The 21,780-nt window shown below is 32.7% G+C and carries 19 protein-coding genes; 16 read left to right on the top strand and 3 right to left on the bottom strand.

What is annotated here, in order from left to right; all coding sequences use genetic code 11:
- Positions 1-33 precede the first annotated feature (33 nt).
- Together FJOH_RS14970 and FJOH_RS14965 are read left to right on the top strand one after the other, a co-directional pair.
- Entirely contained in the window at positions 34-930 is an 897-nt protein-coding gene (locus FJOH_RS14970; RefSeq protein ID WP_012024944.1) for a LysR family transcriptional regulator, read from the top strand.
- A gap of 74 nt (positions 931-1,004) precedes the next feature.
- A complete protein-coding gene (locus FJOH_RS14965) occupies positions 1,005-1,970 on the top strand; it encodes a YeiH family protein (RefSeq protein WP_044047764.1) in 966 nt (321 codons plus the stop codon).
- A 2-nt stretch (positions 1,971-1,972) separates the two neighbouring features.
- Here the strand turns inward: FJOH_RS14965 and FJOH_RS14960 are convergent, their stop codons facing one another.
- Positions 1,973-2,923, bottom strand: coding sequence for a hypothetical protein (locus FJOH_RS14960; protein ID WP_012024942.1), 951 nt, complete (start codon positions 2,921-2,923; stop codon positions 1,973-1,975).
- Between the two features lie 175 nt (positions 2,924-3,098).
- Between FJOH_RS14960 and FJOH_RS14955 the strand changes: the two genes are divergently transcribed.
- Positions 3,099-4,097 carry a zinc dependent phospholipase C family protein gene (locus FJOH_RS14955; protein WP_012024941.1) on the top strand — a complete coding sequence of 333 codons (999 nt, stop codon included), beginning with the start codon at positions 3,099-3,101 and terminating at the stop codon, positions 4,095-4,097.
- Positions 4,098-4,205: 108 nt separating this feature from the next.
- Here FJOH_RS14955 and FJOH_RS14950 read toward each other — a convergent pair whose 3' ends face one another.
- Positions 4,206-6,344: an alkaline phosphatase family protein gene (locus FJOH_RS14950; RefSeq protein ID WP_012024940.1), complete on the bottom strand. Its 2,139-nt coding sequence runs from the start codon at positions 6,342-6,344 to the stop codon at positions 4,206-4,208.
- Between the two features lie 202 nt (positions 6,345-6,546).
- On the opposite strand from FJOH_RS14950, the gene FJOH_RS14945 reads away from it, so the two are divergent.
- The 11 genes from FJOH_RS14945 to FJOH_RS14895 all read left to right on the top strand — a co-directional run bounded on the left by FJOH_RS14945 (position 6,547) and on the right by FJOH_RS14895 (position 17,379).
- A complete protein-coding gene (locus FJOH_RS14945) occupies positions 6,547-7,209 on the top strand; it encodes a response regulator transcription factor (protein WP_012024939.1) in 663 nt (220 codons plus the stop codon).
- A 5-nt stretch (positions 7,210-7,214) separates the two neighbouring features.
- Positions 7,215-8,615, top strand: coding sequence for a sensor histidine kinase (locus FJOH_RS14940; protein WP_012024938.1), 1,401 nt, complete (start codon positions 7,215-7,217; stop codon positions 8,613-8,615).
- A 310-nt stretch (positions 8,616-8,925) separates the two neighbouring features.
- Positions 8,926-9,783: an ATP phosphoribosyltransferase gene (gene hisG / locus FJOH_RS14935; RefSeq protein WP_012024937.1), complete on the top strand. Its 858-nt coding sequence runs from the start codon at positions 8,926-8,928 to the stop codon at positions 9,781-9,783.
- 127 nt (positions 9,784-9,910) lie between these two features.
- Complete coding sequence (hisD, locus tag FJOH_RS14930) at positions 9,911-11,194, top strand: histidinol dehydrogenase (RefSeq protein ID WP_012024936.1); 1,284 nt, start codon at positions 9,911-9,913, stop codon at positions 11,192-11,194.
- Between the two features lie 84 nt (positions 11,195-11,278).
- On the top strand, positions 11,279-12,328 hold the full coding sequence (hisC, locus tag FJOH_RS14925; RefSeq protein WP_012024935.1) for a histidinol-phosphate transaminase: 1,050 nt from the start codon (positions 11,279-11,281) through the stop codon (positions 12,326-12,328).
- Positions 12,329-12,493: 165 nt separating this feature from the next.
- Entirely contained in the window at positions 12,494-13,630 is a 1,137-nt protein-coding gene (gene hisB / locus FJOH_RS14920) for a bifunctional histidinol-phosphatase/imidazoleglycerol-phosphate dehydratase HisB (RefSeq protein WP_012024934.1), read from the top strand.
- A 103-nt stretch (positions 13,631-13,733) separates the two neighbouring features.
- Entirely contained in the window at positions 13,734-14,315 is a 582-nt protein-coding gene (gene hisH / locus FJOH_RS14915; protein ID WP_012024933.1) for an imidazole glycerol phosphate synthase subunit HisH, read from the top strand.
- Between the two features lie 93 nt (positions 14,316-14,408).
- Positions 14,409-15,131: a 1-(5-phosphoribosyl)-5-[(5-phosphoribosylamino)methylideneamino]imidazole-4-carboxamide isomerase gene (hisA, locus tag FJOH_RS14910; RefSeq protein WP_012024932.1), complete on the top strand. Its 723-nt coding sequence runs from the start codon at positions 14,409-14,411 to the stop codon at positions 15,129-15,131.
- Between the two features lie 76 nt (positions 15,132-15,207).
- Positions 15,208-15,963: an imidazole glycerol phosphate synthase subunit HisF gene (gene hisF / locus FJOH_RS14905; protein ID WP_012024931.1), complete on the top strand. Its 756-nt coding sequence runs from the start codon at positions 15,208-15,210 to the stop codon at positions 15,961-15,963.
- A 91-nt stretch (positions 15,964-16,054) separates the two neighbouring features.
- Positions 16,055-16,651 (top strand): bifunctional phosphoribosyl-AMP cyclohydrolase/phosphoribosyl-ATP diphosphatase HisIE, encoded by a 597-nt coding sequence (hisIE, locus tag FJOH_RS14900; RefSeq protein ID WP_012024930.1) that lies wholly within the window; start codon positions 16,055-16,057, stop codon positions 16,649-16,651.
- Positions 16,652-16,770: 119 nt separating this feature from the next.
- Positions 16,771-17,379 (top strand): hypothetical protein, encoded by a 609-nt coding sequence (locus FJOH_RS14895; RefSeq protein ID WP_012024929.1) that lies wholly within the window; start codon positions 16,771-16,773, stop codon positions 17,377-17,379.
- A 25-nt stretch (positions 17,380-17,404) separates the two neighbouring features.
- Here the strand turns inward: FJOH_RS14895 and FJOH_RS14890 are convergent, their stop codons facing one another.
- On the bottom strand, positions 17,405-18,103 hold the full coding sequence (locus tag FJOH_RS14890) for a carbohydrate-binding family 9-like protein (protein ID WP_012024928.1): 699 nt from the start codon (positions 18,101-18,103) through the stop codon (positions 17,405-17,407).
- Between the two features lie 116 nt (positions 18,104-18,219).
- On the opposite strand from FJOH_RS14890, the gene FJOH_RS14885 reads away from it, so the two are divergent.
- The gene (locus FJOH_RS14885) at positions 18,220-19,875 is read left to right on the top strand and encodes a M1 family metallopeptidase (protein WP_012024927.1); all 1,656 of its coding nucleotides are present in this window, start codon (positions 18,220-18,222) and stop codon (positions 19,873-19,875) included.
- Positions 19,876-20,031: 156 nt separating this feature from the next.
- Positions 20,032-21,687 carry a M1 family metallopeptidase gene (locus FJOH_RS14880; protein WP_012024926.1) on the top strand — a complete coding sequence of 552 codons (1,656 nt, stop codon included), beginning with the start codon at positions 20,032-20,034 and terminating at the stop codon, positions 21,685-21,687.
- Positions 21,688-21,780: the final 93 nt, after the last annotated feature.

Below are 21,780 nucleotides of genomic sequence, written 5' to 3'. Positions count from 1 at the left end.
AAAAGAAGATTACGAATTTAAAAAAATATAATTATGGATTTCAGGCTGAAAGTATTTTATACCGTTGCGCTGCGTCTTAATTTCACTAAGGCGGCTACTGAATTGTATATTACACAGCCAGCAGTTTCAAAACATATTCAGGAACTCGAAGAAACCTATAAAACAAAACTTTTTGAACGAAACGGTTCTAAAATCGCGTTAACTCCAGCTGGAGAAATTTTGCTAAAGCATACAAAAGAAATTTTCGAAATTTACCGCGAAATAGATTTTGAAATGAGTTCCTTTATCAGCGAACGTCAAGGATTACTGAGATTAGGAGCAAGTACAACCATTTCGCAATATATTATTTCTCCAGTTTTGGCCCGTTTTCATCAAAAGCAGAAAGATATAAAAGTCAATTTGTTAAACGGAAATACAGAACAAATTGAAAATGCTTTAATTAATAAAGAAATCGAAATTGGAATTGTCGAAGGGCAGTCAAAAAATCAATCTATCAAATACATTCCCTTTTTAAAAGACGAATTAGTTTTAGTATGCAGTAGTAAAAATTCGTTTGTAAAACAAAATGAAATTTCAGTAAACGATTTAAAATCAATGAAATTCATTACTCGTGAACGCGGATCTGGAACACTTGAAGTTATAGAATTTGCACTTAAAAATGTCGGTTTAAAATTTAGCGACCTGCAGATTGAAATGCAGTTAGGAAGTACAGAAAGTATAAAATCGTATCTTCTCAATTCAGATTGTTTTGCCTTTATGTCTATTCATGCCGTAAGCAAAGAATTGAAAAACAAAGAATTAATTGTTCTGGATGTTGAGAAATTATCCATAGAAAGGTACTTTTATATTATCACTTTACTAGGAAAATCTGATCCTTTGTCAGAATTGTTTATTCAAAACATTGCGAATCACTATAACTTGAAGTTATAGTCAATTGTATTTTACGATTGGCGATTATCATTTAATCGTTGGAACTTTGCAGGGTAATTATCAATTATCCTATTTTGAAAACAAAACAACAATCCGCATCACAACTATTTGAAATTAATCATTATTTACAGCAGATCATTTTTGCAGCAATTGTTCTTTTGTGTCTGTTTTCGATTATTTCACCTCCAGTGGCATTATTACTTGGAGTTATCATTGTGAATGTTTTTGGAAATCCATTTATAGAATTCAATCACAAAGCCATAACTTTCTTATTACAGTTTTCAGTAGTCGGTCTGGGTTTTGGAATGAACGCATCGAGTGCATTATCAGCAGGAAAAGAAGGATTTGTATTGACCGTTTTTTCTATTTTCAGCACCATAATTTTTGGTTTGCTTCTTGGGAAATGGCTTAAAACAGAGAAAAAAACATCACACTTAATTTCCTGCGGAACTGCAATTTGCGGCGGAAGTGCCATTGCTGCGATTTCTCCCGTTATAAAATCAAATGAAAACCAAACTTCAATTGCTTTGGGAGTTATTTTTATTCTAAATTCAATTGCATTATTTGTTTTCCCGTTTATTGGGCATCAGTTCGATTTATCACAAAAAGATTTCGGTTTGTGGTGCGCAATCGCTATACATGATACAAGTTCTGTTGTTGGAGCGGCAAACAAATATGGAGCCGAAGCTTTACAGATTGCAACAACAGTAAAGCTTGCAAGAGCTTTATGGATTATCCCTATTTCTCTTTTAACAGCTGTAATTTTTAAAAACAAAAACAGCAAAATAAAAGTTCCATATTTTATTGGTCTGTTTGTTTTAGCGATGCTTTTAAATTCTTATGTTCCGCAAATTTCTGTTATTGCGCCAGGCATTGTAACTTTAGCTAAAATAGGTTTAACAATAACACTGTTTTTAATTGGTGCAACTCTAAATATAAATACTTTAAAATCAGTAGGTGTGAAGCCTTTATTGCAGGGGATATTTTTATGGATATTTATTGCCGGCTTAAGTTTAACAGCAATTATTTACCTAAGTTAGATTTATTTTACGTTTGAAAATTTTACAATAGGTTTATCTATCATTTTATAGAATTTTCCTTTAAATGAAAAACGTCTTTCGATCTCAAAACTAAATGCTTTTTTTGTTTTTGCCATTTCTGCTATTTCCACAGGAAAATCAACATCAAAATCATCTTCAGCTCGCGCTGTTTTGTTGTAAGATCCTTTAGTTTTAATAATTATATCTCTAAAATGTTTTTTAGCATTATCATTTACAACTGTATAAGATCCTGACCAGGAGATGAATGAAGAATTGGTTAACTGGTATTTATCAGCTTCTAAAATAGGCTGGTATTTACCATCTAAACCTGCAACAAGGTAAAGATAACCTTCATACGCACCACCGGCACCGCCATTTGCATGCATCAATGTAAAGGCAAATTGATCTTCACCAATTTCAACTAATTTAGGAGTAGGGCATTGCGCAAAAGCACCAAAAGCAGCAACAGCAGGTTGAAAAGATCTCATTTCCCAAGAACTTCCATTTTTAGCAAATTTAGCTAGACTAAGAAGTCCGCCGGAAAAGCGTCCGGTTTGCAGACCGTCTTCATCATGAACAGAATGATTAAAAGCTAATATCTTGAATTGATTTCCTTTTGAATCTGAATAATCTATATTGGCAAGAAGTCTGGTTGCAACGCCTTCTGTGTAAGGAAATAACTGATCGCCTTCGACACCGTTTACATCTAGAAAAGGTGAAGCTTTACAAGATTTACATTTCCAGCTTATAAAGGTGTTTTTATCTGCAAGATTGTATAATTTTCCCGGAAAAAGTTTCTGCATTGTTTTTACGCCGTCAAGCGGATCAGCAATTTTTAGTATTCTTTTTGGGTTTAAAATAGTATCGCTAATATTTTTAGGCTGGATATCAACATCTTGAGCGAAACAAAAAACATTCAAAAACAGAAAGAAATTTAAAATTAAAAGGCGCATAATATTGTGTTTATATAATGAAACAAATATATAAAGAAATTGATTGTTAATATGAACTTAAATCACTTTCAAGGCTCAAAAATTAAAAATGTTAAAATAGTAGAATCTTATTAATACTATTCTTTGCGTTTTCTTTAATTAAAGCTAAATTTGCTCCCTCAAATAAAATTTACAAATGAAAAAAATCCAAATGAGACCAAAATTAATCGCTTTCGGTGCTTTAATTATTGGCTTTTTTATGCTATCATGGGGAAATGTAGGCCATGAACGTATTAATAAAGCAGCTGTAATGGCTTTACCAAAACAATTGCAAATATTTTTCTACAATCACATTGATTTTATTACACAGGAAGCTTCGGTTCCAGATATCCGAAAATATGCTTTAAATTATAAAGAAGAAGGTCCCAGACACTATTTTGATATGGAAAACTTTGGTGCTGCTGACACTTATCCGCAGACACTAGAAGAAGCAAAACAAAAATACGATGCTAAATTTTTAAGTGATAACGGAATCCTGCCTTGGTACATCGAAGACATGATGGCAAAGCTGACTAAAGCTTTTAAGGAAAAAAACAGAGCCGAAATCTTATTTCTTGCAGCAGATTTAGGTCATTATGTAGGTGATGCACATATGCCATTGCATACATCTGCAAATCACGACGGACAGTTAACGGATCAAAAAGGAATTCACTCTCTTTGGGAAAGCAGACTTCCTGAATTATTCGTTAAAAATTACAAATTAAACGTTCCTGAGGCACAGTATTATACAGATGTTCATAAAGCAATCTGGGACATGATTAACGACACACACAGCTTTGCACAGCCTTTATTAGATATTGATAAAAGTTTAAGAACTGCAACTCCGCAGGACAAAGTATTTAAATTAGATGCTGAAGGTAAAGTATTGAAAAGCAAATATAACACAGCTGTTTTCTCTGATGAATATGCTAAAAAATTGCACGAACAATTAAATGGAATGGTAGAAACTCAAATGAGAAAAGCTATTACTGCAACGGCAAGTTTTTGGTATACTGCCTGGGTAAATGCAGGAAAACCAGATTTAAGCGATTTAGATGCGCCAGCAGTTACACAAAGAAATTATCAATCTTTACAAGATGATTTAATACTGTATAAAAAAGGAGATTTATTCGGAATGAAAAATCAAAACGACTAAAAAAGAGTTTTCAGTCTCCGTTTTGAGTTTTCAGTTTTGAAAATTAAACTTAAAAAAAGCCTCAAATTCAAATGAATTTGAGGCTTTTTTGATTGTTGTTTTTATGAATTAACGAACCTTTGCATATAATTTACCTTTTTGAGAGATTGAACTTAAGTCTTTAAACTGATATTCTTTCTCTTTCAATAAATATGAAGCTGATTGATAATAAGAAATAGTTTCGTCTACTAAAGTTGATTTCTTAGATTTTAATGGAATTTCGTCGTAATAAATCTGATATTCAGCAGATGGATCAATTTTAGTTTGTTTTAACTGAAACTGTTTGATTTGCTGTTTTGGAGATAAAATCGTTAAAACATCATCCTTTATTAAACCCAAATCCTGATAAGTAGCAATAAAAGCACGAGGCTTATAATTTGGTTTTAAAACATCCTGTCCGAAAAACTTACTGTTATAATCAAAATGTAAAATTCCAAAAAGCGTTGGCATGATGTCAATCTGTGACATTAATTTATTATACTTTTCAGGCTTTTTATTTGGTGTATAAATAAGAGCCGGAATTCTGTATTTGTCCAGCGGAAGTTCTGTTTTACCGGCACTCGAAGCACAATGATCAGCAACAATTACAAAAACCGTATTGTTAAACCAAGGCTGTCTGCCTGCCATATCAAAAAATCTTTTAAGAGCGTAATCAGTATATTTTACACCGCCTTCACGCGATTTAATATCACCCGGAATATCAATTTTATTGTTAGGATATGTAAAAGGCCTGTGATTACTTACCGTCATAATATGATTGAAGAAAGGCTTATTTTGTTTTGCCTCGTCATTCATAATCTTAATAGCTTTGTTGTACATATCTTCATCACAAACACCCCATACATTAGAAAAGGTTATTTCGTTTGGAGAAAAACTGGATTTATCGACAATTTCGTAACCATTTCCAGAATAAAAATCCTGCATATTATCAAAAAAAGCATCGCCGCCGTACATAAATTTTACATTGTAGCCTTTTTGCTTAAATATTGCTCCTGTAGAAAATTTGTTTTTATTGTCTTCTCGTTTTACAACACTTTCACCAGCCGTTGGAGGAATACACAATGTTACAGCTTCAAGTCCGCGAACAGTTCTGTTTCCTGCGGCATATAAATTAGTAAACTGCATGCTTTTTTGTGCCAAACTATCCAGAAACGGTGTTACATTTTCTTTATTTCCGTAAGCCTTCATAAAATCAGCACTTAAGCTTTCAACTGTAATTAAAACTACATTTTTTCGAGTTTCTGCAGAATCGCTGGCAATTTTTTGAGTAGAAATTTTTCCGGAAATATCAGGAAATTGTTCTTTTAAAATTGCAAAAGCTTCCTGATTCGGCATTGTTTTGTAGAATTTAAAATAATCCAGTTTATTATTCTGAAAAGCCAGGTAAAACTTGTACAAGCCGTTTGACTGCAGTTCGTTTACAAATACATTTTTAGAATTTTCGGTTTTAGCCAAATTTGGAATTGCATAAAGCGCCGCTAAAAACAAACCTAAATAAACAGCTGAAATTTTGATTTTTTGAGGAAACGTTGGAATGTCATTAATGTAATCTGCAGATCTTTTTACAATAAAATAAGTTACTGTGCTGCTTATTAAAAATAAAGCCGAAAATATAGGAACTACAGGATATGACTGCATGATGTTTCCAATTACCTCATTTGTGTAAATAAGATAATTAACAGCAATGAAATTGTATTTTACACCAAATTCATTCCAAAAGAAAAATTCACTCAATCCGTTTTGAAGAATCAATAAGACGTATAGAAAAATTACAAAACTAAAAAGCCAGAAACGTATTTTGTTTTTCCACTTTGGTAAAAAAAGAAATAAAGCAAACAGAGCTGTTTTTATTCCAATAAAAATTAAAATAATTCTTGGCAGTGCACCTCCGTATTCGTCAAAAATACTTTTGCCTGATGCAACATAAAGGAACAATGCTGTCAATAATCCTAAAATAATATATCCCGAAGGTTTGTTGTATTTTGAATTAGAAACAAAAATAAGATACAGCCAAAGAAAAATTCCGGCTATTATAAAAACAAAAAAATCTGATACTAATCCTAAAGTAAAAATTTTAAAACTTTCTAAAGCAGTAAAAGAACTTTGCGTTATAGGATGAAAAAGTAATACAAGACGCAACACTAAACTAATTGAGAAATAGAAGATTGCAAGATTGTAAAATGGAGACAGCTTTTTGTAAAAAATCATATCGTTAATTATTTTTTACAAAATTAGACCCGATTAATTAACATTAGATGAAGTTATGCTTTTACCTTGCTTAGCCTAAACTTAATTTTTGCTTAAGATAACAATTCAGATATTACTCTCATGGTTTTAAAGGTTTTTTGACCTGTAAAATAGCTATCTTTGAAAATCGTAAAAATAAATTAACCTTGAATCAAAGTTTAACATGCATATTTTAATTGTTGAAGATGAGCTTGGAATTGTTCAGTTTTTAGAACAGGGACTTCGTGAAGAAGGATACCAGATTACTACCGCCAATGATGGATCTAAAGGTTTTGAATTAACTCAAAATCACACATTCGATTTGATTTTATTAGATTGGATGCTGCCAAAAATTAATGGACTCGATTTGTGCAAAGCCATAAGAATTAAGGATAAAAAAACTCCCATTATTTTTTTAACTGCAAAAGACACCGTTCAGGAAACCATTGAAGGGCTGCGTGCGGGAGCAAATGACTACATAAAAAAGCCATTTAGTTTTGAAGAATTGGTCGAAAGAGTCAAAATTCATTTTAGAAATAAGGCTACAGATGAAATACTTACGCTCGGCAACATTACAGTTGATCTTTCTAAGCATATCGTTTTAAAAAATGATGAAGAAATCAATCTAACGCAAAGAGAATTTGAATTACTGACGTATTTAATTAGAAAAAAAGGCAAAGTCTGTACCCGAAACGAGATTCTAAAAGATGTCTGGGATATTAATTTTGAATATGATACCGGAGTAATTGATGTTTTTATGAATGCTATTCGTAAAAAACTGAACCTTAAAATTGAAGAAGATTACATTAAAACTATTCGGGGCATTGGTTATATCGCCAATGATTAAGCAAAATGAAATTATTATCTTTTAAAAATAGAATTGCATTAAACTATATCGTAGGAACAGGACTTTTGGTTCTGGCAGTTTTTTCGGCTATTTATTTTATTGTAAAACTTACCGTTTACAATCATATAGATGAAAATCTTAATATCGAGGTTCAGGACCACTTAAAAGAAGTTAAAGTCGAGAACGGTGTTGTTATTATGATGGATGCAGAAGAATGGGAAGAAAGAGAACACAATTCTGTCGATGTAAATCCTGTATTTGTTCAGTTTTTAGATTTAAATAAAAAAATCATTGAAAAATCTCCTAATTTAAAAAATGAAAAACTCGTTTTTCATAATAACAAAGATCACTTTCAGCTTTTTGATACTAAATTATTAGGAAACAAAATTCGTCAGATACAAGTACCGCTTCATTTACATTCAAAAAAAATCGGTTATTTGATTATTGCGATGTCTTTGTCAGATTCTTCAAAGGTATTAGATAATCTAATGGATACCTTATTGGTTACATTTCCCATTATTTTATTGATTTTATTTTTTCTTGCCAGATTCTTTGCCGGAAGAAGTATAAAACCCATAAATGATATTATTCAGACTTCCAATATTATTACAAAAGATAATCTCAAAACAAGAATTCCGCTGCCTAAAACCAGAGACGAATTATACACACTTTCTAAAACAATAAATAATTTATTAAATAGAATTGAAGACGCTATTGAGCGCGAAAAACAATTTACATCTGACGCCTCGCACGAGTTAAGAACGCCACTAACAGTAATTAAAGGAACACTTGAAGTGCTTATTCGTAAACCCAGAGACAGCAGGGAATACGAAGATAAAATTAATTATTGCATAAACGAAGTCGACCATTTAAATATGCTTGTTGACCAGCTCTTAACAATGGCTCGTTTTGAAAATCAAAAGCATCAGATAAATGCAGAAAACGTTTATTTAAACGCTGTAATTTTAGATGTTTTAACTTTGAATTCAGAGAAAATAAACAGCAAAAAACTCAAAGTAAAATTTGATGCCGGCCAGGATTATTACACCTATTCAGATAATTTTCTGATCATAACAATTTTAAGAAATATAATTTCAAACTCACTTAAATACACGAAAGATGGAGGAGAAGTTTCTGTTTTTCTTTCTAAAGAAGGAGACAGAACAATCTGCAGAATTTCAGATAACGGAATAGGAATTGCAAAAGGTGATCTCGAAATGATTTTTAATCCTTTTTTTAGATCAAATTATACAGATCATCCTGAAATAAAAGGAGTTGGTTTAGGTTTGTCTATCGTAAAAAGAATTACAGAACAGCTTGATATTCAATTTAAAATAGAAAGTAAAATAGGAGTTGGCACAACTGTAATTTTAGGTTTTAAAGAAGAAATGAAAACGATATCGTAAATTGAAAATTTATAATAGAAACTGTACTTCAGCTTTTTTTTTAACAATAAACTATAGTTAAGTTATATTAAAAATTGCTTTTTTATGAAATTAACTAGTATATTTGCAACCGAATCAAAGAATTATAAAACAAACCAAACAATGATTTCAAATCAATTACATCATCATCATTTACATTATTGCTCTCAAGCGATGTGTTAATGGTATGTGTGTAAATCATCATATTTTAAAACCCGTTTGAGTACATCAAACGGGTTTTTTTATACCAATTCTTTGTACTCAAACTATTAATTAAACAACAACTAAAAAAATGAGTACTTTAAAAATTGCAATTCAAAAATCAGGTCGTTTAAACGAAGACAGTATCCAAATCCTTAAAGACTGCGGTATTTCAATCAATAACGGAATCGACCAGTTAAAAGCCGAAGCTTCAAACTTTCCTCTTGAAGTTTTGTATTTAAGAAATTCAGATATTCCTCAGTATTTAATTGACGGTGTAGTAGATTTAGCCATTGTAGGCGACAATCTTTTAGTAGAAAAAGGAAAAAACATCGAAGTTGTACAGCGATTGGGATTCTCAAAATGCAAAGTTTCTGTAGCAGTTCCTAAAACTTTTGATTACAAATCGATACAGGATTTAGCAGGTCTTAGAATCGCAACTTCTTATCCAAATACCGTAAATGAATACTTTAATTCATTTGGTTTAAAGGTTGATATTCACCAAATTTCAGGTTCAGTAGAAATTGCGCCAAATATAGGACTTGCAGATGCTATTGTAGATATTGTTTCAAGTGGAAGCACCTTATTCAAAAACAATTTAAAAGAAGTTGAAGTTATCCTGAAAAGTGAAGCCGTTTTAGCTGTTTCGCCAAAAGTTTCTCCAGAAATTCAAAAACACATTGATACCTTAAAATTCAGAATTCAGTCGGTTTTAAGAGCCAGAAATTCAAAATACATTTTGATGAACGTTCCAAATGACAAAATTGATGCAGTTGGAAAAATCCTTCCGGTTTTAAGAAGTTTAACCGTTCTGCCATTAGCAGAGGAAGGCTGGAGCAGTGTACACTCAGTAATTGATAAAGATACTTTTTGGGATGTAATCGATAAATTAAAAGAAGTAGGAGCAGAAGGAATTTTAGTATGCCCAATTGAAAAAATGGTTCTTTAGGGCTTCGCCCGCTTTAGGCAGTAGGCTTTAAGCTTTAGGCTTTTGAAAAGTTTGCTCCTTAAGAAAAAAATAAACACAACGTTAATAAAGCCTAAAGCCCACAGCTTAAAGCTTAAAGCTTAAGAAAATGAATAAAATAGACAATCCAAAACCAGATACTTGGTCTGAAATATTAAAAAGACCAACCCAGACAATAGACGATATTGAAGTAACCGTAAAAGAAATCTTCAAAGAAATTCAAAAAAAGGGTGACGAAGCGGTAGCAAAATATACCTCAATTTTTGATGGAATTGCTTTAGACAGCTACGAAGTTACAAAGGAAGAAATACAAGAAGCAATTGAAAAGATTCCCAATGATTTGAAAGAATCAATTCAATTGGCAAAAGACAATATTTATAAATTTCACAGCGCTCAAAAAACAAACAGGATTGACGTTGAAACTATCGAAGGCGTAAACTGCTGGCAGGAAAAAAGACCAATTCAAAAAATTGGATTGTATATTCCGGGCGGTACAGCACCTTTATTTTCAACAGTTTTGATGCTGGCAGTTCCAGCAGAGATTGCAGGATGTAAAGAAATAGTATTATGCTCGCCGCCAGATAAAAAAGGAAAAATTAATCCGGCAATTTTATATGCTGCTAATTTATGCGGTGTAACTAAAATTATAAAAGCAGGCGGAATTCAGGCAATTGCAGGGATGACCTTCGGTACACAATCTATTCCAAAAGTGTATAAAATTTTTGGACCTGGTAATCAGTTTGTAACCGTTGCCAAACAATTAGCGACACAATTTGGAGTAGCAATTGATATGCCGGCCGGACCTTCAGAATTATTAATTGTAGCCGATGATACAGCAGTTCCGGCTTTTGTAGCTTCTGATTTGCTTTCTCAGGCAGAACACGGAACAGACAGTCAGGTAATTTTGGTTTCGACTTCAAAAAAATTGATTGCCGAAGTAGAAAAAGAAGTTCAGTCACAGCTCGAAGTTCTTCCAAGAAAAGCTATTGCAGAGAAAGCAATCGAAAATTCAAAACTAATTTATGTTGAAAATGATCAGAGAGCTTTAGATTTAATTAACGAATACGGTCCGGAACACTTTATAATCTGCTCTCAATATGATGATTTTTACTGTAACGGAATTGTAAACGCGGGTTCTGTTTTTATTGGAAATTATACGCCGGAAAGCGCCGGAGATTACGCTTCAGGTACCAATCATACTTTACCAACCAATGGTTACGCTAAGAATTACAGCGGTGTAAATCTGGATAGTTTTATGAAATCAATGACATTCCAGAAAATTTCTGAAAAAGGAATTCAAAACATCGGAAAAGCAATCGAAACTATGGCTGAGGCCGAAGGGCTGCAAGCGCATAAAAATGCTGTGACGTTAAGATTAAAGAGTTTAGAGTAAAAGACAAAGGAAGAAGAAAGAAGCAAGAGTTAAGATTTTTTAAAGTCTTTCTTTTTAATTCTTGCTTCTTAAAAAATTAAAGCAATGAATACGTTCGATATAAATACAATAACAAGAGAAAACGTAAAATCTTTAAAACCATATTCTTCAGCAAGAGATGAATTTGAAGATTTTGATACAGCCGAAATGATTTTTCTGGATGCTAATGAAAATCCGTTTCAAAATGGTGTAAACCGTTACCCGGATCCGCAGCAAAACTCAGTTAAAGCGATTTTGGCTAAAAACAATAATACAAAACAAAGTCAGATTTTATTAGGAAACGGAAGCGATGAAGTTTTAGATTTACTTTTCAGAGCTTTTTGCGAACCAAATAAAGACAATATCATTTCATTGCCGCCAACTTACGGTATGTATGGTGTTTTAGCAAATATCAATGCGGTAGAAAACAGAGAAATTTTGCTGACAACTGATTTTCAGCCACAAGTTGAAAAGATTTTAGAAGCAGTTGATGAAAATACCAAAATCATCTTTTTATGTTCGCCAAACAATCCAACAGGAAATTCATTTTCTGATGAAAGTGTGGTGAAACTGCTTCAAAACTTCAAAGGTCTAGTGGTTATTGACGAAGCGTATATTGACTTTTCAGAAAAGGAAAGCTGGCTGACAGAAATCGATGAATATCCGAATTTAGTAATTACACAAACGCTTTCTAAGGCTTATGGTTTAGCAGGAATTCGTTTAGGGATTTGTTATGCATCAGAGGCTGTAATCTCGGTTTTAAATAAAATCAAACCGCCTTATAATGTAAACGAATTAACGCAGCAAAGGGCGAAAGAGCGTTTAAAAGATTTAGATAAAATTAAGCAAGAAATAGCTTCAATTATTGAGCAAAGAGAAGAATTGCTTAAAGTTTTACTTGAAGTAAATTTTGTTGAAAAAGTATATCCAACAGAAGCTAATTTTATCTTAGCAAAAGTGGATGATGCTAATAAAAGATACAATCAATTAATCGAAAAAGGAATCGTTATTCGTAACAGAACAACACAGCCTTTATGTGAAAATTGTCTTCGTTTTACAATTGGAACAAAAGAAGAAAATGCGGTTGTAATTAAAGAATTAAAATTATTGAACTAAAAATATTAGCCACAGATTATACAGATTAAAATGATTTCTTTCTGTGTATGATTTTTCGCCACGAATTGCACGAATTAGCACAAATTAAATTAGTGAAAATTAGTGCAATTCGTGGCAAAGAAAAAATCATTTTAATCTGTGAAATCTGTGGCAAAACAAAAAAATATGAAAAAAGTACTTTTTATCGATCGTGACGGAACGATTGTTTTAGAACCTGAAAACTACCAATTAGACAGTTTAGCTAAACTGGAATTTTATCCAAAAGCTTTTCAATATCTGGCTAAAATTGCCGCTGAACTAGATTACGAACTGGCAATGGTAACCAATCAGGACGGATTAGGAACGGATAGTTTTCCAGAAGATACGTTTTGGCCAACTCAGAATTTTATCCTTAAAGCCTTTGAAAACGAAGGTGTTGTTTTTGATGAAATTTTTGTAGACAGAACTTTTCCGGAAGAAAATGCGCCAACACGCAAACCAAGAACGGGAATGCTGACAAAATATATGAATAATCCAGCATATGATTTAGAAAATTCTTTTGTTTTAGGTGATCGTTTAACTGATGTTGAATTGGCTAAAAATCTAGGCGCAAAAGCCATTTTCATGAATATGACTGATGGAATTGGAAGCAATGAAATTTCATCAAAACGAGAAGAATTAAACGATACGATTGCTTTGCAGACGATAGATTGGAAAAGAATTTACGAGTTCCTGAAATTAGAGGCACGTTCAGCTTCGATTACTCGTAAAACCAATGAAACCGATATTTATATCAACTTAAACCTTGACGGAACTGGAAAAAGCAAAATCGACACCGGAATTGCGTTTTTTGACCACATGTTGGATCAAATCTCACGTCACGGACAAATGGACTTAGAAATTACTGTAAAAGGCGATTTAGAAGTCGATGAACACCATACAATTGAAGACACGGCAATTGCTTTAGGAGAAGTTTTCGCGAAAGCGTTAGGAAATAAACTAGGAATCGAACGTTACGGTTTCTGTCTTCCAATGGACGATTGTTTAGCACAGGCAGCAATTGACTTCGGCGGAAGAAACTGGCTGATTTGGGAAACTGAATTTAAACGCGAAATGGTTGGTAAAATGCCGACAGAAATGTTCTATCACTTCTTTAAATCATTTACAGACGGCGCAAAAGCGAATTTAAATATCAAAGCAGAAGGAATAAACGAACATCACAAAATTGAAGCGATCTTTAAAGCTTTCGCAAAAGCGATAAAAGTAGCCGTAAAAAGAGATACCGAAAAAATGATTTTGCCTTCTACGAAAGGAATGCTTTAAATAAGTCGAAAGTTGAAAGTCATAAAGTCAAAAGATTCCTAAATTATGGATTTCAGAAAGCGACTTTAAGACTTTGGACTTTAGACTTTAAGACTAAAATTAAATGAAAATAGTAATTATAAATTACGGAGCAGGAAATATTCAGAGCATTATGTTTGCTATTGAAAGACTGGGTTTTAAGGCGGTTTTGAGTAATAACCCGGACGAAATTAAATTGGCAGATAAAGTAATTTTTCCTGGCGTGGGAGAGGCGAGTTCGGCTATGGCAAAACTTCGTGAAAGTGGTTTAGATAGTCTGATTCCGCAATTGAAACAGCCCGTTTTAGGAATTTGTCTCGGAATGCAGTTAATGTGCAATAAATCGGAAGAAGGAAACACAGAAGGTTTAGGAATTTTTGATGTTGATGTTTTGAAATTTTCAAACAATGTAAAAGTGCCGCAAATGGGATGGAATCAGATTTATGATTTAAAAACCGATTTGTTTAAAGGAATTTCTGAAAACGAGTTCATGTATCTGGTTCATAGTTTTTACGCTCCAAATTGTGCTGAATCTATCGCAACAACAAATTACGATGTAGAATACGCATCGGCATTACAAAAAGATAATTTTTATGGAACCCAATTTCACCCAGAAAAAAGCGGTGATGTTGGAGAAAAGATTCTAGGTAATTTTTTAAAAATGTAAAATTTCAATATCAAAAATCAATCAAAATATCAATTTTTGAGAATCAAAAAGACTTTAAGACTTTAGACTTTCAAACTTTAAGACTAAAATAAAATGAGAATAATACCAGCCATAGATATCATTGAAGGAAAATGCGTTCGTTTGTCCAAAGGTGATTATGATACCAAAATAATTTACAATGAAAATCCGCTTGAAGTAGCGAAATCATTTGAAGCATACGGAATTGAATATTTACATTTAGTAGATCTTGATGGTGCAAAATCAAGTAAAATTGTCAATTATAAAATATTAGAACAAATTGCAACGCAAACGAGCTTAAAAATTGATTTTGGAGGCGGATTAAAGTCGGATGATGATTTGAGAATTGCTTTTGAAAGCGGTGCAAACCAAATTACCGGCGGAAGTATTGCTGTAAAAAACAGAACGATTTTCGAAAAATGGATTTCAGAATACGGTTCAGAAAAAATTATTTTGGGAGCTGATGCAAAAGATGAAAAAATTGCGGTTTCTGGCTGGTTAGAAGAATCAAATGAAGATTTAGTTCCGTTTATTCAGGATTATCAAAATAAAGGAATTCAATACGTTATTTGCACCGATATCGCCAAAGACGGAATGCTGCAAGGTCCAAGTTTTGATTTGTACAGTAAAATTTTAGCAGAAGCTAAAGGCGTAAAACTAATCGCTTCTGGAGGAATCTCAACTTTTGACGAATTGCCAAAATTAGCCGAATTAGGTTGTGAAGGAACGATTATAGGAAAAGCAATTTACGAAGGAAGAATTACCTTAAAGCAGTTAGAGAATTACATAATAGGTTGATAGTTATTGGTTGTCGCTCGATAGTTTATCATATTGCCCAACAACCAACAACCAACAACCAACAACCAAATAAAAAATGCTAGCAAAAAGAATAATACCCTGCTTAGATATAAAGAACGGAAGAACTGTAAAAGGCGTTAATTTCGTTGATTTGCGTGATGCAGGCGATCCTGTAGAACTGGCTGAAATTTATTCGAGAGAAGGTGCAGACGAATTGGTTTTCCTGGATATTTCGGCAACTGAGGAAAGACGTAAAACGCTGGTAAATATGGTGCGAAGCGTGGCAGAAAAAATCAACATTCCGTTTACTGTTGGCGGTGGGATTTCATCTGTTGAAGATGTTGATATTCTGCTGAATAATGGAGCTGATAAAGTTTCAATTAATTCATCGGCAGTTAAAAATCCGCAGTTGATTAATGATTTGGCTCAGAAATTTGGAAGTCAGTGTGTTGTTGTAGCAATCGATGCTAAACAAATTGACGGACAATGGATTGTACATTTAGTCGGCGGAAAAGTTCCGACTGAATTGAATTTATTCGATTGGGCTGTTGAAGTGGCAGAACGAGGAGCAGGAGAAATCCTTTTTACTTCGATGGATAATGACGGAACTAAAAATGGCTTTGCAAACGAAGCTCTGGCAAAACTATCAGAATTAGTAAATATTCCAATTATTGCTTCGGGAGGCGCTGGAAACATACAGCATTTCGTAGATTCGTTTAAAGAAGGAAAAGCAGACGCCGCTTTGGCTGCAAGTGTTTTTCATTTTAAAGAAATCGAAATCAAAGCATTAAAGCAAGAATTAAGAAAGAATGGTGTTGAAGTTAGACTTTAAGAGAAGCAGGAAACAAGAAGAAAGAGAAGATTTAATCTAAAATAAAAGAGTTCAGCAATCTAAAATCTGAATTCTAAAATCTAAAATAATTATGGATATCGATATCAAAAGCGCACACGGATTAATTCCGGCTATAATTCAGGATTCTGAAACAAAAAATGTTTTGATGCTGGGTTATATGAACGAAGAATCGCTTCAAAAAACAATAGAAACTCAAAAAGTAACTTTCTTTAGTCGCTCTAAGCAAAGACTTTGGACAAAAGGCGAGGAGAGCGGTAACTTTTTAAATCTGGTAAGCATTAAAAATGATTGTGACGGCGATACGCTATTAATTCAGGCAAAACCAGTTGGACCAACGTGCCACACAGGCGCAGATACATGTTGGCAAGAACCCAATGATGCGAATTACGGTTTTATTTCACAATTAGAAAATACAATCAAAACCCGTAGAGAAAATGCTGATTCTGAACAGAGTTATGTAGCTTCTTTATTTGCAAAAGGAATCAATAAAATTGCCCAAAAAGTTGGTGAAGAGGCAGTAGAAGTAGTTATTGAAGCAAAAGATAACAACGATGATTTATTCCTCAGCGAAAGCGCCGATTTACTTTTTCATTATCTGATTTTACTGCAGGCAAAAGGTTATCAGTTAAATGATGTTGTAGAAGTTTTAAAGAAACGTCAGAAGTAGTTATACTCAATATTTTCAATCTGAGTGAATTTGAAATACTGTAAAGTGATTTAATAAACTTGATTTCAACTTCGCTCAGTCTGATAAAAATATTTACTTTAGCTAAAAACAATCATTTTATGAAACTATTTGTGTGCCTGTTTTTATTTTTATTTCCAACATTAAACTATGGATTCAAAAAATATGAAATGCCCTATTCAATTGTTATTGCAAAAGCAGACTTAATTGTTGATGGCACCATCTCTAAGGTTTCGAAAAATGAATATGAGTTTAAAATAAGTCAATTTGTAAAAGGAAAATCAGTTTCAAATATTAAAGTTTCCATCTGGAAAGAATGGTTATGTGACCCAAGAATTAAAGAACTAAAATCTGGTCAGAGACTTATTTTGTTTTTACAAAAAACGCCTTATGGTAATTTTGCTCCAATTAATGAAAGTACGGGAGAAATATACGTTGATAATGGAGTATTTATAAATATTTTTCTTCCAAAAGAATTTTCTAGTCCAGTAGTTTTAAAAAAAGGGATATCCATGTTTGCTGAAACTTTTAATAGTTATGGAAATCTAAATGACAGGTTTTTGCAAAATGTTTATTTTGTGTCTAATAAATCTATTTTTGAAGTTTATAAGATGAAAGAAAATAATCAGACTTTTAAATTTCTAGTAGATAGAGAAGTTGGAGAGTATAAAATAAATTCTACACCAATATGTTTTCGATTAAACAATTAACCAGATAAACGATTAAACAAATTTATCACTCCACAAACTCAAAAACTGCAAATTCCTGCGGTTGATGAAATCCAAATTTTAAACTTTTATAAGGCTGTAAAGCAAGGTATTCGGTTGTATTACCGTAATCAATCCTAAAAATATTCGCCTTCCATTTTGTACCGATCTTTGGTTTTAAAAAATGGCTGTTTTCAATTTTTTCTAAGCTTGAAAAAGGGATTTTTATTTCGGTATCAAAACCTTCAGAAGTGATTTTACTGACAGCTTCAAATCCTTCAATATCAAAATTCATATCTGTTTTCCAGCCTCCGCATTCTGGTGAAATACATTTAATAAGCATATCGTAATTAGCAGAAAATGCATTTACACCAATTTCCAAATAATTTTTCCCATCTCCGTCAGGATCAATGAATATTTCTACCAAATCATCAGTTTCATAGATTTTAGAATCTTTCTTTTGAGGTTTTCCTACTATTTGAGAATCTGCTGAGCGATAAGCAATAAAAAGGTATTCATCATTCCACGAAAGTGAAACCATTGTATTTTGTTTTGCTTTTTCTCCTGAATTATGAATTACAAAAGGACCTAAAAAAGGTGTTTTCCAATCGGTTAAATCTCCGTCGATTTTTATTTTTTCACTAGTTTTCGGAATTGAAAATGTCTGTGAATGATTATTTATTGAATACAGAAATGTGAAAAGATATAAAAACGAACTAAATTTCATAAAACAGGAAAATTTTAGCTAAAATAGAAAACAAAACTATATATGAATACTAATTTTGTAACATAAATTGGAAATGTATACTAATATTATAACTAATTCAAAACTTAATTTATATAATGAAAAAATACTTTGGAAGTGTTATAACAGCTTTTCTAATTGGTTTTGCAGCCAATGCCCAAGGACTTTTAAATAAGTCAGAAACTGTTTTTACACATCAGGATAGCTTACGCGGAAGTATTACAAAAGAAAGAGCCTGGTGGGATTTGAAATATTATCATCTTGACATTAAGGTGAATCCGACAGATAGAACCATTTCCGGAACTAATACTGTCCGTTATACGGTTTTAAATGAATACAACCGTATGCAGATTGATTTGCAGGAACCGATGAACATTACGAAAGTAACGCAGAATGGAAAAGATTTAAAGTTTGAAAGAGACGGAAATGCTTTCTTTATTACTTTATCAGAAAATCAAAAAGCTGGAGAAACGAAAGAAATTATCGTTTCATTTGGAGGAGTTCCAAAAGAAGCCGTACGTCCCCCTTGGGATGGCGGAATAACCTGGCAGAAAGATAAAAACGGAAAAGATTTTATCGCTTCATCTTGTCAGGGATTAGGTGCGAGTGTTTGGTGGCCTTGTAAAGACCATATGTACGATGAAGTAGAGAATATGCTGATCAGCGTAAATGTTCCTGGGAATTTAACTGATGTTTCAAATGGAAGGCTGCAAAGCGTTAAAAAACAAAAAGATGGAACTAAAACTTTCAATTGGTATGTCGCTAATCCAATTAACAATTACGGCGTAAATATCAATATTGGGGATTACGTTAATTTCTCAGAAAAATTTAAAGGAGAAAAAGGCGATTTAGATTGTAATTATTATGTTTTGAGAGATAATCTGGCTAAAGCAAAAGAACAGTTTAAAGATGCTCCTAAAATGCTTAAAGCTTTTGAAAGCTGGTTTGGACCTTATCCGTTTTACGAAGACAGTTACAAATTGGTCGAAGTTCCGTATTTAGGCATGGAACATCAAAGCTCGGTAACTTACGGGAACAATTACCAAAACGGTCATAACGGACATGATATAAGCGGAACAGGCTGGGGATTGAAATTTGATTATATCATTATTCATGAATCGGGTCATGAATGGTTTGCTAATAATATTACCTATAAAGACATTGCCGATATGTGGATTCATGAAAGTTTTACGACATATTCAGAAGTTCTTTTTATAGAATATTATTATGGAAAAGATGCTGCAAATGAATACGCTAGAGGAATTAGAAAAATGATTGCGAATAAAGAACCTATTATTGGGCATTATGATGTAAACAGAGAAGGTTCTGGCGATATGTACCCGAAAGGCGCTAATATGATTCACACGATTCGTCAGGTGATTAATGATGATGCAAAATTTAAAGCGATTCTTCGCGGTATGAACAAAACGTTTTATCATCAAACCGTTACCACAAAACAGATTGAAGACTATATTAGTAAAGAATCTGGAATTGATTTCAGTGCGGTTTTTAATCAGTATTTAAGAACGCCTCAGGTGCCTGTTTTTGAATATTATTTTAAAAATCAAAAATTAGCGTATCACTGGATTAATTGTCAGGAAAATTTTGATCTTCCTTTAAAGGTCATTTTAAACGGTGTAGAAACCTGGCTAAAACCAACATCAGATTGGCAGGCGAAAGATTTAAACAGCGAAAAAACAGTTTTAACTGTAGATAAAAACTTTTATGTGATTGAATCTAATATCACTAATTAAGTTTTTAAAATAACTAAAAATGAAACCCAATAAATTTCTTATTTATTGGGTTTGTTTTTTATGAAGAAATCATAAAATTTTAGAATTCTTAATCCGAATGTTTACATTTGTGACAGATTAAGTTCGAATACTTTATTTATTTTATAATTCTAACCAATGAAAAATTACTTTGGAAGCATTTTAACTGCTTTTCTAATTGGTTTTACTGCCAATGCTCAGGGACTTTTAAATAAGTCAGAAACCGTTTTTACACATCAGGATACTTTACGCGGAAGCATCACAAAAGAAAGAGCTTGGTGGGATTTGAAATATTATCACCTTGATGTAAAAGTGAATCCAAAAGAAAAATCAATCTCAGGTTCTAATACAGTTCGTTATACTGTTTTAACAGAAAATAACCGTATGCAGATTGATTTGCAGGAACCAATGAACATTACTAAAGTAACGCAGAACGGAAAAGAATTAAAATTTGAAAGAGACGGAAACGCATTTTTCATCACTTTAAACGAAAAACAAAAAGTTGGCGATACAAAAGAAATTGTAGTATCATTTAACGGAAAACCTAAAGAAGCGGTAAGAGCACCATGGGACGGCGGTTTTTCTTGGAAAAAAGATAAAAACGGAAAAGATTTTATTGCTACATCTTGCCAGGGTTTAGGAGCGAGCGTTTGGTGGCCGTGTAAAGACCATATGTATGATGAAGTAGAAAATATGCTTATCAGCGTTAATGTTCCGGGAGATTTAACAGAGGTTTCTAACGGAAGATTACAAAGCGTTAAAAAAGAAAAAGACGGAACGAAAACTTTCAATTGGTATGTTGCCAATCCTATCAATAATTACGGTGTAAACATCAATATTGGTGATTACGTTAATTTTTCAGAAGTTTTTAAAGGCGAAAAAGGAAATTTAGACTGTAATTATTATGTTTTAAGAGACAATCTGGCTTTGGCGAAAGAGCAGTTTAAAGATGCGCCAAAAATGCTGAAAGCTTTTGAAAACTGGTTCGGGCCTTATCCGTTCTACGAAGACAGTTATAAATTGGTTGAAGTTCCGTATTTAGGAATGGAGCACCAAAGTTCTGTTACATACGGAAATCAATATAAAAACGGTTATTTAGGGCGTGATTTAAGCGGAACGGGCTGGGGATTAAAGTTTGATTTTATCATCATTCACGAATCGGGTCACGAATGGTACGCTAACAATATTACTTACAAAGATATTGCTGATATGTGGGTTCACGAGAGTTTTACAAACTATTCTGAAAGTCTTTTTGTGGAGTATTATTATGGAAAAGATGCCGGAGCAGAATATGTAATTGGATGTAGAAAAAATATTAAAAATGATACTCCAATCATCGGACATTATGATGTAAACAATGAAGGTTCTGGCGATATGTATCCAAAAGGAGCTACAATGCTTCATATGATTCGTCAGGTAATAAATGATGATGCTAAATGGAAATCGATTTTAAGAGGCATGAACAAAACGTTTTACCATCAAACGGTTACTGGTAAACAAATTCAGGATTATATTAACGAACAATCCGGAATTAACTTCAACAGAGTTTTTGCTCAATATTTAACTACAACTCAAATTCCGGTTTTTGAATATATGTTTAAAAACGGAACTTTCGGGTACCACTGGACAAACTGTGTTTCTAAATTTGATATGCCGGTAAGAGTAAAATTAAACGGTGTTGAAACCTGGCTGAAACCAACAACAGAATGGCAGTCAGTAAAAACAGATAATGAAGACAGAAAAATAGAAGTTGATAAAGATTTTTATGTTACGACTTCTAATATTGTAGAATAAATTCTTTTAATTTTCAATATACAAAATCCCAAATTCCATCCCGATAGTTATCAGGAGGAATTTGGGATTTTTACGTTAGTAAACCCGACAGGT

The sequence above is a fragment of the Flavobacterium johnsoniae UW101 genome (assembly GCF_000016645.1).
GTDB lineage: Bacteria > Bacteroidota > Bacteroidia > Flavobacteriales > Flavobacteriaceae > Flavobacterium > Flavobacterium johnsoniae.
This window is presented reverse-complemented; position numbering and strand designations above follow the sequence as displayed.